The 13,650-nt window shown below is 46.2% G+C and carries 13 protein-coding genes, 1 tRNA gene and 1 pseudogene; 10 read left to right on the plus strand and 5 right to left on the minus strand.

The window, feature by feature from the left end; genetic code table 11:
- Positions 1-11 precede the first annotated feature (11 nt).
- Positions 12-509: a 2-amino-4-hydroxy-6-hydroxymethyldihydropteridine diphosphokinase gene (gene folK / locus PY479_RS05735; protein ID WP_212594032.1), complete on the minus strand. Its 498-nt coding sequence runs from the start codon at positions 507-509 to the stop codon at positions 12-14.
- Between the two features lie 10 nt (positions 510-519).
- Positions 520-870: a dihydroneopterin aldolase gene (gene folB, locus PY479_RS05740; protein WP_275483163.1), complete on the minus strand. Its 351-nt coding sequence runs from the start codon at positions 868-870 to the stop codon at positions 520-522.
- 231 nt (positions 871-1,101) lie between these two features.
- Here folB and plsY point away from each other — a divergent pair, with 231 nt between their 5' ends.
- A complete protein-coding gene (gene plsY / locus PY479_RS05745; RefSeq protein WP_267459527.1) occupies positions 1,102-1,701 on the plus strand; it encodes a glycerol-3-phosphate 1-O-acyltransferase PlsY in 600 nt (199 codons plus the stop codon).
- Between the two features lie 7 nt (positions 1,702-1,708).
- On the opposite strand, the gene tsaD is transcribed toward plsY, so the two are convergent.
- On the minus strand, positions 1,709-2,722 hold the full coding sequence (gene tsaD / locus PY479_RS05750) for a tRNA (adenosine(37)-N6)-threonylcarbamoyltransferase complex transferase subunit TsaD (protein ID WP_212594034.1): 1,014 nt from the start codon (positions 2,720-2,722) through the stop codon (positions 1,709-1,711).
- A gap of 204 nt (positions 2,723-2,926) precedes the next feature.
- On the opposite strand from tsaD, the gene rpsU reads away from it, so the two are divergent.
- The 7 genes and pseudogenes from rpsU (at position 2,927) to PY479_RS05785 (ending at position 9,881) form a co-directional block, all read left to right on the plus strand.
- The gene (gene rpsU / locus PY479_RS05755) at positions 2,927-3,142 is read left to right on the plus strand and encodes a 30S ribosomal protein S21 (RefSeq protein WP_006080725.1); all 216 of its coding nucleotides are present in this window, start codon (positions 2,927-2,929) and stop codon (positions 3,140-3,142) included.
- An 8-nt stretch (positions 3,143-3,150) separates the two neighbouring features.
- Entirely contained in the window at positions 3,151-3,594 is a 444-nt protein-coding gene (locus PY479_RS05760; protein ID WP_275483164.1) for a GatB/YqeY domain-containing protein, read from the plus strand.
- A gap of 81 nt (positions 3,595-3,675) precedes the next feature.
- Positions 3,676-5,394: a DNA primase gene (gene dnaG / locus PY479_RS05765; protein WP_212594036.1), complete on the plus strand. Its 1,719-nt coding sequence runs from the start codon at positions 3,676-3,678 to the stop codon at positions 5,392-5,394.
- A gap of 136 nt (positions 5,395-5,530) precedes the next feature.
- The gene (rpoD, locus tag PY479_RS05770; protein WP_275483165.1) at positions 5,531-7,384 is read left to right on the plus strand and encodes an RNA polymerase sigma factor RpoD; all 1,854 of its coding nucleotides are present in this window, start codon (positions 5,531-5,533) and stop codon (positions 7,382-7,384) included.
- A 175-nt stretch (positions 7,385-7,559) separates the two neighbouring features.
- Positions 7,560-7,636: transfer RNA gene (locus tag PY479_RS05775), tRNA-Ile, on the plus strand.
- A gap of 311 nt (positions 7,637-7,947) precedes the next feature.
- The gene (locus PY479_RS05780; protein ID WP_275483166.1) at positions 7,948-8,613 is read left to right on the plus strand and encodes a hypothetical protein; all 666 of its coding nucleotides are present in this window, start codon (positions 7,948-7,950) and stop codon (positions 8,611-8,613) included.
- 79 nt (positions 8,614-8,692) lie between these two features.
- A pseudogene (locus PY479_RS05785) lies at positions 8,693-9,881 on the plus strand (IS256 family transposase).
- A 166-nt stretch (positions 9,882-10,047) separates the two neighbouring features.
- Here the strand turns inward: PY479_RS05785 and amrS are convergent.
- Positions 10,048-11,085: an AmmeMemoRadiSam system radical SAM enzyme gene (gene amrS, locus PY479_RS05790; protein ID WP_275483167.1), complete on the minus strand. Its 1,038-nt coding sequence runs from the start codon at positions 11,083-11,085 to the stop codon at positions 10,048-10,050.
- 65 nt (positions 11,086-11,150) lie between these two features.
- Here amrS and amrB point away from each other — a divergent pair, with 65 nt between their 5' ends.
- Together amrB and amrA are read left to right on the plus strand one after the other, a co-directional pair.
- Complete coding sequence (gene amrB, locus PY479_RS05795) at positions 11,151-11,936, plus strand: AmmeMemoRadiSam system protein B (RefSeq protein ID WP_275483168.1); 786 nt, start codon at positions 11,151-11,153, stop codon at positions 11,934-11,936.
- Positions 11,908-12,507 (plus strand): AmmeMemoRadiSam system protein A, encoded by a 600-nt coding sequence (amrA, locus tag PY479_RS05800; protein ID WP_212594039.1) that lies wholly within the window; start codon positions 11,908-11,910, stop codon positions 12,505-12,507. Before amrB ends, amrA begins: the two co-directional genes overlap by 29 nt.
- 10 nt (positions 12,508-12,517) lie before the next feature.
- Here amrA and dinB read toward each other — a convergent pair whose 3' ends face one another.
- On the minus strand, positions 12,518-13,588 hold the full coding sequence (dinB, locus tag PY479_RS05805) for a DNA polymerase IV (RefSeq protein WP_275483169.1): 1,071 nt from the start codon (positions 13,586-13,588) through the stop codon (positions 12,518-12,520).
- Between the last annotated feature and the right edge of the window lie 62 nt (positions 13,589-13,650).

A 13,650-nucleotide genomic window follows, 5' to 3' on the forward strand; every position in this document is an offset into this window, starting at 1 on the left:
TCCTTGAAATATCAGGCTAACAAGCCAAAATCTATAGCTACCGGCCAGAGTTTCTGACGCGACTTATCATATTCGGCCCACAGCTGGGCATAAGACTTACCCGCAGTTGGATGCACCAAGGCTGGCGCAAGTTCCGCTAGCGGCCATAAAACAAAGGCATTAGTGAGAATTTCTGGTCGCGGGAGAATAACGGGCGTATTACAGATCAAGTCGTCATACAATAGCAAATCCAAGTCCAACGTCCGTGAGGCAAATTTTTTCGCCCCGGGCAGACGCCCATGCTGTAATTCAATTGCTTTAAAACTGGCAATCACCGCTTCCACCGGCAACAAAGTATGTGCGGACACCACCATATTGAGGAAATTGTCGCCTTTGAAACCCACCGACTCACTTTCATAGACGGGAGAACAGGAAATATCGCCAAATATCGTCAGCAGCTCTTGCAGTCCAGCCAGCAGGTAGCGTTGCGGCTCAATATTGCTACCCAGGCTTATGTATATCTTTGCCATAGTTTCAAAGCTACCTGCTACGTTCGATTTCAACGCCAACGGCATTGGCTGCCGGCACCGCACCAGGTTTCATTACTCTGACTCTTACCCTCGGAACCTGAAACTCGTCCAACAGACAGGTAGCGACACGTTCAGCCACAGTCTCAATTAATTCAATAGGTTTTTCTGAGATAAGCTGTGTCAGACGCCGACTGACAGTTTCATAGCACAGGGCCTTGCTATAATCATCATGCTCCGCTGCAGCACGATTATCCCAGGCCATTTCCAGATCAAGACTCAGGGTTTGATGCAGCTTCTTTTCCCATTCGTAAATGCCGATGATGGTCTCAATCTGCAACCCTTGGATCAGGACTTTGTCCATAATATTCCTTGCATGTATCGGAGGTCAGATAAGCCGTACGCTAAAATACCGCTATAATCCGCGTCCGACATCTTGATATTAATGTTCGCCTCTTTCTACCTGAAACAAGTTTCAGTAGGATAAGACATTGATGGATAACCTGATGCACTGACAGAAACCCAGACCATCAACGCCACAGAGTCGCCTTTTTCGTGTGCGCGATAATACCTTAAGACGAGTAAGGAAACCAATTTGAATAGCGTAGTGCTGATCGTTGTTATGATAGCCATAGCCTATCTACTCGGCTCCATCTCCAGCGCCATTTTGGTATGTCGTCTGAAAGGCTTACCTGACCCGAGAAGCAAAGGTTCAAAAAACCCAGGAGCCACCAACGTATTACGTTTGGGCGGTGTCTGGGCAGCTGCGCTGGTGTTCTTTTTTGATATGGTGAAAGGGGCATTACCCGCCTATGGTGCGTACCTGCTAGGGGTTCACGGTATATGGCTGGGGGTGATTGCGATATCGGCCTGCTTGGGCCACATGTTTCCGTTATTCTTTGAGTTCAAGGGTGGTAAAGGTGTCGCGACCGCACTGGGAGCCATGGCACCGATTAGTAATATGGCCGTCAGCCTGATGTGCACCTGGCTGTTAGTGGTTATCCTGACCCGCTATTCTTCTCTTGCGGCAATTATCACATGCCTGATGGCACCAATTTATACGCTGTGGTTTGATGACCGCTTCACCTTACCCGTCACCATGTTGTCTGCCCTGATTATCTGGCGTCACAAAGACAACATTCGACGCCTGTTTAAAGGTGAAGAGTCAAAGATGTTCCATCGTAAAAAACGCTGAATATTTTTTAAATGGCCGCTAATGAATCCAACGGCCATCGAGGTTGTGCTTTGACGGACAACGCTTCTGTTTCCCCGGCCTTCAGCCGTTGTAATCCGGCATAAGCGATCATGGCACCATTATCAGTACAGAACTCACCGCGCGGATAATAAACTTTGCCATGACGACGCAGCATCAGCTCTGCCAATGCGCCCCGCAACCGCTGATTAGCGCTGACACCGCCAGCAATCACTAACCTTTGATATCCGGTCTGCTCTAACGCACGCCGACATTTGATCATTAAGGTATCAACAACTGCTTCTTCAAAAGCCCGAGCGATATTGGCACGAGTTTGTTCATCATCGGGTTCAGCCGCAATAGTGTTGGCCGCAAAAGTTTTCAGCCCGGAAAAGCTAAAGTCTAACCCAGGGCGATCTGTCATTGGCCGCGGGAATTTATAGTCTGCTACCTCACCTTTAGCGGCCAACTTTGACAACCGTGGCCCACCGGGATAATCCAACCCCATCAACTTGGCAGTTTTATCGAAGGCTTCACCCGCAGCATCATCAATCGACTCACCCAACACTTCATAGCGGCCGATACCCTGCACATCCACCAGCATTGAGTGCCCACCAGACACCAGCAATGCCACGAAGGGAAATTCAGGCGCATCGTCTTCCAACATTGGGGCCAACAAATGCCCTTCCATATGATGAACACCAACGGCAGGCTTGTTCCAAGCAAATGCCAGCGAACGGCCGACACAGGCACCAACCAACAATGCACCGATAAGCCCAGGACCTTTGGTGTAGGCAATACCATCCAGATCCTCAATACGCGTGTCCGCTTTTGTCAGCGCTTCACGAATCAGCGGCACTATTTTACGGACATGATCACGGGACGCCAGTTCCGGTACCACACCACCATAATCGGCATGTAGCTTTACTTGGCTGTACAACGCATGGGAGAGCAATCCCAACTTGTCGTCATAAATGGCGATACCTGTCTCATCACAGGAACTTTCAATACCTAATACCCGCATGATGCTTACTACAAAATCCAACAACTACAATGGGCGCTAATTCTACTGTGATTACCCAGGAATATCCAACCAGAATGCCATAAACTAACAGGGTGTCCCCCTTTACAAGCGAGGGGTAATCGGTTTAGAATTCCGCACCATTTTTAATCTGACTTGAGTCACTTCGGTGGCGCAATACAAATAACACCTAAGGGGTGATGGCGTATGCCAATTATTAAAGTACGTGAAAATGAACCATTCGACGTTGCTCTGCGTCGTTTCAAGCGCTCTTGCGAAAAAGCCGGTATTCTGGCGGACGTACGTGCTCGTGAGTTTTATGAAAAACCTACTACAGCTCGTAAACGTGCCAAAGCTGCTGCGGTAAAACGTCTGGCTAAGAAGCTTTCTCGCGAAAACGCTCGTCGCGTACGTTTGTACTAATTCCTGTTATGAGCCTAACAGAACAGCTTAAAGCGCAGATGAAACAAGCGATGGTCGCCAAAGAAAAGGCGCGCCTTAGCACTATTCGTATGGCGCTTGCTGCTATCAAGCAGGTTGAAGTGGACACCCGCGAGACCCTGACAGATGAGCAGGTAATAGCTGTGCTGACCAAGATGGTGAAACAACGGCGCGATGCAATCGAGCAGTATCAAGCCGCTGGACGTCCTGAGTTAGCCGCTGCAGAAGAAGCAGAAGTTCTGGTACTGAAAGAATTTCTGCCGCAACCTTTGACTGATGATGAACTTCATCAGATCATCGATGCTGCGATTAAAGCCACGGGTGCGTCGTCCATAGCCGATATGGGCAAAGTAATGGGTTTAGTCAAAAACCAGGTACTAGGTCGGGCTAACATGGGTGCAGTAAGCACTCACATAAAAGCCAAACTTCAGTAATCTGGTGTTGTTTCACGAACAAGCCGTGCTTCAGCGCGGCTTGTTTGTTTACATCGGTCTAAGGGCAAAGACTGAAAACACATGGCAATACCTAGAGATTTTATCAACGAGCTGATTGCTCGAACCGATATTGTCGATCTCATCGACCACAAAGTGCCGTTGAAAAAAGCAGGCAAGAATTATGCTGCCTGTTGCCCATTTCATAGTGAAAAATCCCCGTCTTTTACCGTCAGCCGCGACAAGCAGTTTTACCATTGTTTCGGTTGCGGCGCGCATGGCAATGCGATTGATTTTGTCATGGAGTATGAGCGACTAGACTTTCTGGATGCTATCGGCGAGCTTGCCGGCCAACTCGGGCTGGAAGTTCCTAGAGAATCTGGCAATCGTGCAGATGAAAGTGTCAGTCGAGACCTGTATCAATTGATGGAAGAAGCTGGCCGCTATTTTCAAAAGCAGCTCCGTAGTCACCCACAAAAACAACGAGTACTTGACTACCTGCAAAAGCGCGGCTTATCCGAAGACATTGTGGAACGGTTCGGCATAGGTTATGCACCAGATGGCTGGGATAACCTGATGAGCCTCTATGCCCAGAAGCCTCAGTTACAGGAAAAACTGCTGACAGCGGGAATGCTGATTAACAATGAGCAAGGTCGTCGCTATGACCGCTTTCGCGACCGCTTAATGTTTCCAATCCGTGACCGTCGCGGACGTGTCATTGCATTTGGTGGACGCGTCCTCGGGGATGGTACGCCGAAATACTTGAATTCGCCCGAGACGCCCATATTTCATAAAGGCAATGAACTCTATGGTCTTTATGAACTGCGGCAACAATACCGTGATCCTGAACGCGTGTTGATTGTTGAAGGTTATATGGATGTCGTGGCGCTCGCTCAGTTTGGAATTGATTATGCCGTCGCATCGCTGGGAACGTCCACCACGGCTGAGCAGTTTCAATTGCTGTTGCGCAGCGCTAAAGAAGTAGTGTGTTGTTACGATGGTGATAACGCCGGACGTGAAGCGGCTTGGCGAGCATTGGAAACGGCGCTGCCAATGCTCAAACCTGGTGATACGGTGCGATTTATGTTCTTACCGCAAACTGAAGATCCAGATTCGATGGTTCGCAAAGCAGGTAAAGAAGCATTTGAACAGCTCATCGAACAAGCACAGTCATTGGAAGAGTTTCTATTTGAAACGCTGACAGAACGTAATGGCAGCGATAAAGCCTCTCTTGCGAAGCAAGCGATAGCGCTAATTGAACGTATACAGGACAGCGTGTTACAAAATTTGTTGTTGGAAAACCTCACCTACCGGCTGCGTATGGGCAGTGTTGATGAGATGAAACGACGTCTGGGATTCCAGGCTAAAACTGCAGCGCAGCTTCAACAACAGCAAACATTAAAAGGTAGAGGTACCCCACTTAGACTGGCGATAGCTCTGCTCGTACAGGATCCCCGCTTGGGGTTTAAGTTAATGCCCCAACCGGCATTACAGTTTTTAAAAATGACCGGCGTAGAACTGCTGGTTCGCTTATTGGAATTAACTCGAACTGAAACGTTGAACAGCGCACAACTACTTGAATATTATCGAGATACGGAAGATTACCCGGTCTTAACTAAATTGACCCAATGGGATCATCAAGTGGCGGATGAAAATGTTCAGCAAGAGTTTAAAACAGCACTGGTATGGCTGAATAATCAATATATTGAACAGCGTTACCAGGAATTAAGTCTGAAGCAAGATCTGAGTAAAGACGAAAAGTTACAGCTCAAGAAGCTGATCGCCGCGATGAAGCGGTTATAACGTAAGATTTTTCCACTCTCAGATCCCGCCTCGGGCTGGCACAGTATTGTGCAAATGGTTATAATTGATGGTTTGCACGGCACATTAGATTTGTCGTTGCTTATCGTTGTAACAGTTACCAAATTGGATGATATCTATGGATCATACTCCGCAGTCGCAACTTAAACTGTTGCTCGCAAAAGGTAAAGAGCAAGGTTATCTAACCTATGCAGAAGTGAACGATCACTTACCTGCCGACATGGTCGATTCTGACCAGATCGAAGATATTATCCAGATGATAAATGACATGGGTATCAAGGTGTTTGAAGAAGCACCTGACGCCGATGACATTATGATGTCTGAAGACAATACTGACGACGATGCCGCAGAAGAAGCAGCTGCCGCGCTGGCTTCTGTTGAAAGCGAACTGGGACGCACTACTGACCCTGTGCGCATGTATATGCGTGAAATGGGTACCGTAGAACTGTTAACCCGCGAGGGTGAAATCCAGATCGCTAAGCGTATCGAAGAAGGGATTAACGAAGTCCAGGGTTCTGTGGCTGAATATCCACAAGCTATTTCAATGATCCTGGAACAATATGATCAATATGAAGCTGATCAGTTGCGTCTGTCTGACATTATCTCTGGATTTGTAAATCCTGATGAAGATGACATGGCCCCTACCGCCACTCATATCGGTTCCGAACTGTCTGATGATGATTTAGACGATGAAGATGATCTCGATGATGATGACGAAGATGGCGAAGGCTCCGATAACGAGGATGATGACGGTTCAAAAGGACCTGATCCTGAAGAAGCTCGTGAACGTTTCGCACAGCTGCGCGCTGCATACGAAAACTCACTGAAAATCATCGAAGAAAAAGGCAGAAATCACCCACATGCAATTGGTGCCTTATTCGAAATCGGTGAGATCTTCAAAGAATTCCGTCTGGTACCTAAACAGTTCGACCGCTTAGTGAAAAGCATGCGTTCAATGATGGACAAAGTACGTGTCCAAGAACGTCTGATCATGAAATTATGCGTTGAACAGGCCAAAATGCCTAAGAAGAACTTCATTAAGTTGTTCGGTGGCAACGAAACCGATATCACTTGGTTCCAGAAAGAAATGGCCGCATCTAAAGCATATTCTGAAGCGTTAAAAGCTGTAGAAGAAGATGTTGTTCGCTGCCACGCCAAACTTGCCGCAATTGAAGTGGAAACTGGCTTGTCAATCACTGCGATTAAAGACATCAGCCGCCGCATGAGTATCGGTGAAGCGAAGGCGCGCCGTGCCAAGAAAGAGATGGTAGAAGCTAACCTGCGTCTGGTAATTTCCATCGCGAAAAAATACACCAACCGCGGTTTGCAATTCCTGGATCTGATCCAGGAAGGCAACATCGGTCTGATGAAAGCAGTGGATAAATTCGAATACCGTCGCGGTTATAAGTTCTCCACTTATGCGACATGGTGGATCCGCCAGGCCATCACGCGTTCTATTGCTGACCAGGCTCGGACAATTCGTATTCCGGTACATATGATCGAAACCATCAACAAGCTGAACCGTATTTCACGGCAGATGCTGCAAGAGATGGGGCGTGAGCCATCACCAGAAGAGCTGGCTGAACGGATGATGATGCCAGAAGACAAAATTCGTAAGGTGTTGAAGATTGCTAAAGAACCAATCTCCATGGAAACACCTATCGGCGATGATGAAGATTCGCATTTGGGTGACTTCATTGAAGACACTACGCTGGAACTGCCGCTGGATAGCGCCACTAGTGAAAGCTTGAAACAGGCCACTCACGAAGTACTAGCAGGCTTAACTGCTCGTGAGGCGAAAGTGTTGCGTATGCGTTTTGGTATCGACATGAACACGGACCATACATTGGAAGAAGTGGGTAAACAATTCGATGTAACTCGTGAACGTATCCGTCAAATTGAGGCTAAAGCCCTGCGTAAACTGCGTCACCCAAGCCGCTCAGAAATTCTGAAGTCGTTCCTGGATGAATAGCCATTATGCTTCCAAAAACCCCGCTTATGCGGGGTTTTTTATTGCCCATTGGCTACTCAGTGCGTAACAGATAACCAATTGAAAGCGAAGCAGTTCAATAAGCACCAAAACACGGGTGACAAGCCGGAGCAAAGTTCGTATACTCACTCCCGCTTGACGGAAGCACCGTCGGCACGGCCCCTTAGCTCAGTCGGTTAGAGCACACGACTCATAATCGTTAGGTCCACGGTTCAAGTCCGTGAGGGGCCACCATAAAATTCAACGAAAGAGCCTGTTTTTACAGGCTTTTTTGTTTTGTGGCCCTACTGTGTTAATTTGCACTCAAAGTATGCTCCGGCCCTGGTTAATAAAAATAGATTATTTAATAGGCTGACACACTTCAATTCAATTTCTTCAGAAAGAAGCTTACGTCCGCCCCCCACATTCCAATGACTTTACATCATTACATCCATTTGATTTAAATCAATATTAAGATATTTTTCATTTATTAAAATGTAAATGAAACGTACATATTTTGAAGTATTTGATTACCACCCTGTTTAACATTAATTAAAGGAATAATAATGAAAAATTTTGTTTTCATCTCCGCAGCGACATTTCTTTTATTTGGCTGTGGAAGTATGAATAATGCTTTGGTAGAAAAAACAAAAACCATCGAATATTACAGAATCTTCGACATCAAAACTGATATGGATCGTTACAGTATTGCGGATGCTGCAAGTAACGGGCTAGGAAGAAATGTAAATGATGCAACGGAAACCCGTCCAATACCGTCATCTGCCGAGTTGCCTGAAAAACCAGGTAGATTCGCTTTAATAAACCCATTTGCAGGAAGCAAACTTGCAGCATTAATGGCTGCGTCTAATGGAGGGTTAGGAACAAAAGTTGTGAGTTGTGAAGGTGCGGTATGGGTTGCTAAAGCGGTAAGGGAAATAGCGGGGCAATCTAAGTTAAATTTAGATGCATGTCTCTTTGAATATAAGGGTGGCTATCACTTAGACATGTACGCCGTTTTTACTAAAAAGGAAGGAGGCTTAATGGAATTAAGTCGTGCTGCAGCTAGTGCCATGGTTGGAACTCCAGAAGAGTGGACAGAGAAGACCTTCCTTGATGTGGTTAAGCAAATTGCAAAAGATGGGCACACTAGCATCAGTTTCATTGAAGGATATCCAAAAGTAGAAGGCACTCCTTGGCTCGATAATAGTGATACTATAGTATCAGCACCTTAATAATTTTTAGCATAAATTTAAGGGGTAGTGTTTAGAAATCTGTGTCATTTCAGTATTATGTATAAAACAGGAATGACACATGACAACCAACTTCGACTTAGAACAAGCCATTAAAGCACTTCAGTCTGGACAAGATATAACAGGCAAAGATGGTTTCTTAACCCCTCTCATCAAGCAGATCACCGAAGCTGCCTTAAAAGCAGAGCTGGAACAACATCTGGAAAGTGACGACCAGCCTAACCGTAAGAATGGCTCCACCAAGAAAACCGTTAAGTCATCTGTCGGTACATTCGAACTCGATACGCCGCGTGATCGCAGTGGCTCATTTGAGCCTCAATTAGTTAAGAAGAACCAGACTAAACTGACCGACGAAATTGACCGTAAGATTTTATCCATGTTCTCACTGGGCATGAGCTACCGCGATATTCGGGGGCATGTCGAAGATATGTATGGCGTAGATGTTTCTGAAGCCACGATATCCAGCATTACCGACAGTTTGATACCTCAAGCAACGGCCTCTGGATGGTATTTATCCTTTTGTCTGGCTCGACGCAATCCACTATAAAATCAAAGAAGAAGGTCGCTACGTTAGCAAAGCGATATACACCATTTTAGGGGTGAACATTGACGGCAAAAAGGAACTGCTGGGTCTTTACCTGTCTGAGTCTGAAGGGGCTAACTATTGGCTTTCAGTGCTGACCGATCTACATAACCGAGGCGTTAAAGATATCCTAATTGCATGCGTGGATGGCTTAACTGGCTTTCCTGAAGCCATTTCCACGATTTATCCAGATACAGAAGTTCAGCAGTGCATCATTCACCAGCTGCGTAACTCAATGAAATATGTAGCCTCGAAGCACCAGAAGGAGTTCATGGCAGATCTAAAACCAATCTACCGCGCCGTAAGCAAAGAGGCTGCGGAGATGGCGCTGGAACACTTAGAATCGAAATGGGGTCACCAGTACCCAATCGTGCTACACTCCTGGCGAAATAAGTGGCTAAATCTATCCGTTTACTTCAAGTACCCAGAATACTTACGTAAGGCCATCTACACAACGAATGCCATTGAGGCGGTACACCGTCAATTCCGTAAGTTGACTAAAACGAAGGGTGGTTTCCCGAACGAAAACAGCTTGCTTAAGCTTCTGTACGCTGGGATATTGAACGCCTCTAAGAAATGGACAATGCCCATTCAGAATTGGAATATGACATTGTCGCAATTGGCAATTCACTTTGAAGGGCGCCTAGACGAGCTCTTAGATATTTAGCCCTAATTAGCTGACACAGAATTCTGAACGCCCTCATTTAAGGATAGGGAGCTAATTCACTCTCTGTCCTATTTTTTATTTAAATTGGACTAAGCCTTTGTGCTTTCTGAAATCAACTCTTTTCGGATGGCTATAGTTATAAAGGCAGTCACCATATTTTTACCATTTAGCACACCTCAAACCTTCCTGGGATCTTGGTCAGACAATTCGTGCACTCACCTTTAGCATTCAGTGAGTATTCTAGCAACTGATAGCGATGTCGACGTATGACGACATGCTGGCAATGGGGGCAATAGGTATTTTCACTATCATCATGCTGAATATTACCGGTATAGACAAATTGAATCCCGGCATCTAGCGCAATATTTCGTGCCCGAAGCAAGGTCGCCAGTGGTGTAGGCGGCACGTCCATCATTTTGAAATCCGGATGAAACGCACTGAAGTGAAGAGGCACCTGCGGCCCAAGATTATCCACAATCCATGAGGATAGCTTTTGCAGTTCTTCTGAACTGTCATTATAGCCAGGGATCAGCAGTGTGGTGATTTCCAACCAAACATCAGTTTCATGTTTTAGATACAGCAAGGTGTCTAACACTGGAGCTAAATTACCGCTGCATACCTTGCGATAAAACTGATCTGACATCGCTTTAAGATCGATATTGGCTGCATCAATATAGTGATAAAACTCTTGCCGAGGTTTTTCGCACATGTATCCGGCACTGACAGCAACAGCCTGCAGTCCAAGCTCATGACAGGCAATGGCAGTATCTCGCGCATACTCAAAAAAGATCACTGGGTCATTGTAAGTAAAGGCGACACTTTTACAGTGAAGTGCCAGCGCCCTGCGAGCAATATTCTCTGGAGAACCTTCAGCAGAAAGAATTGACCGTTCTCGCGTTTTACTGATATTCCAATTCTGACAATACTTACATCCTAAATTGCACCCTTCAGTACCGAAGGAATACACGTGGCTTCCAGGATAAAAGTGGTTCAGCGGCTTTTTCTCTATCGGATCAATGGCAAAACCACTGGCTAAGCCATAGCTGGTCAGCACGATTTCTCCATCAGAGGCTTCCCGGATATAACAAGCGCCCTTCTTACCATCACGTAAAGCACAATGTCGCGGGCAAACATCACACACAACCCGCCCGTCGTCTAAACGGTGCCAGTACTGTGTTTTAAATTTTTCGATTGTTGTTCCCACACGCCATCTCTCAACGTTGTGCAGATCCTATACTCAATAATAGTGCAATTAGTGAAATTGGTTGAATGATGAACATCCGTCTGCCGGCCGTTGCCGGACATTTTTATCAACGCGATCCTGTACAGCTGCGTTCTCAAATTCAGCGCTGGCTGAATAATGAATTACATGAATCGAAGTCCATCAAAGCCATACTTGTCCCACATGCCGGTTATATCTATTCCGGTACGACAGCGGCATTAGCTTATTCACTGATAAATCGGCAAAAAAGTAGGTTCAATAAGGTAATTCTGGTAGGGCCTTCTCATCATTATTACTTTGACGGCTGCGCGTTGCCGGTTTGCGAACAATTCGGTACGCCTTTAGGTCAGATTGTTATTTGCCAGGAACATCGACAACAACTACAACATGTACCACTAGTAATTTTTTCCGATGAGGTTCATCAAAACGAACATTGTCTGGAAGTTCAGCTGCCATTTTTACAAAGTTGTCTTAACCGCTTTCAATTAACCCCGATTGTGACCAGTAATATCTCCGCCGAGGCACTGGCCACAGTTATTGCTCCACTTTGGCAGGAGGATACGCTGTTAGTGATCAGTAGCGACCTCAGCCATTATCATTCCTATGCTGAGGCGAATGAAATCGATCAACATACCTGCGATAAAATTGAGCACTTTCAAGCCTCAATCTCACCTGAAGAAGCGTGTGGTGCCACAGGAGTCAATGCGTTGCTAATACTCGCGGCAAAGCACCATTACCAACTGCGACTGCTTCAACGAATTAATTCCGGTGATTCTGCCGGGGATAAATCAAGAGTAGTGGGTTATGCCAGTTACATCGTCACCGACATATAACCATAAGCAAATAAAACAGTTACTTGCGGTCGCAAGACAAGCAATTAACGACTATTGTTCCGGAATTTATCAGAAGCCTCAACTGGGCCATTTCGATGCAGATTTATGCCGAATAGGGGCCTGTTTCGTTACCTTAGAAGTGGCACAAAAGTTACAAGGATGTATTGGTAGCATCATAGCTAACGCCCCGCTCATTGAAGAGGTTTATGATAAAGCGCACGCAGCCGCTTGTCAGGACCCACGTTTTCAACCATTAGAAGCATCCCAACTTGCTAAATTAACCATTGAAGTATCAGTGTTATCATTACCACAAAGACTAGCGATTAAAGATGAACAGACCTTACTGAACTATCTTGGCAATCATCACGTTGGTGTGATTTTAAGTGATGGTGTGCGCCGAGCAGTGTTTCTGCCACAAGTATGGGAACAATTGCCTGAGCCGGAAGCATTCCTGCATCAACTCAAATTAAAGGGCGGATGGCCGAGCACCTATTGGAATGCAATGATGCGAGTTGACATATTTACTGTCACATCGGCAAAAGACGCCTATGCAACTCACCACTCAACTTAACCAAATGCCTTCAGATATTCAGTGTCAGCTGACGTCCATTCGTATTGGGTTCTTTGGTAACTGCCGCACTTAACCCCGCAGCGATGCCGACTAACCTGATCCCTCGACCATTTGCTCGCAGCCACGCTTGCGTTAACAAGTTATCAAACAGTTGTGGCGATAATTCTGCCGCACGGCTTTCGATAGTCGTCTGGCGAAAATCCGCAAACTTCAGCTTTACCACCAATTTGCCAATCTGCTGCTCACGCGCATGTCGCTGAAATCTGCCAGCCAGCTCTTTCAGTAAATGCTGCATTACTTGTCGACACTGTTCAGCGCTATAAATATCGCGGGCTAATGTTGTTTCAACACCTATCGATTTGCGTATGCGATTAGGATTGAGCTCCCGCGCATCAATACCAAATGCGCGTTGGTGCAACACTTGACCAAACTTGCCAAATATCTCGACCAACTGATGTTGCGGTATACGTTGCACATCGGCACAGGTAAATAGCTGCATCTCTGCTAAACGACTCGCGGTAACTTTACCAACCCCGGGAATTTTCTCTAAAGGCAGCGCCGCAATAAAGTCAGGCAATGACTCCGGAGTAATCACATATTGCCCGTTAGGTTTGTTAATATCCGACGCCACTTTAGCCAGAAATTTTACCGGGGCAACACCAGCAGAAGCAGTGAGTCCGGTTTCAGCCAGAATATCGCGACGAATAGCTTCGGCAATCAAGGTGGCAGAACTTTGATGCAGCTGACAATCCGACACATCCAAATACGCTTCATCCAGAGACAATGGCTCAATCTTATCGGTGTAGCGTTCGAAAATAGTATGGATCTGCCGAGACACGGCTTTATAAACTTCCATTCGGCCAGGAAGCAAGATGAGTGCGGGACACAGCTTTAGCGCATAACCGGTAGCCATCGCTGAATGAATACCAAATTTGCGCGCTTCATAGTTACAGGTACTGATAACACCTCTGCGCTCACGACTACCACCAACGGCCAGCGGCTTTCCCCGATATTCTGGAAAATCACGCATTTCTACAGCTGCATAATAACAGTCCATATCCACATGAATGATTTTCTTCATTTTACTTTACCTTGGCACTCACACGCACAAATACTGTATATAAAAACAGTATAAATGTAAAG

Source organism: Shewanella sp. A32, from assembly GCF_029167175.1.
Taxonomy (GTDB): Bacteria; Pseudomonadota; Gammaproteobacteria; order Enterobacterales; family Shewanellaceae; genus Shewanella; species Shewanella yunxiaonensis.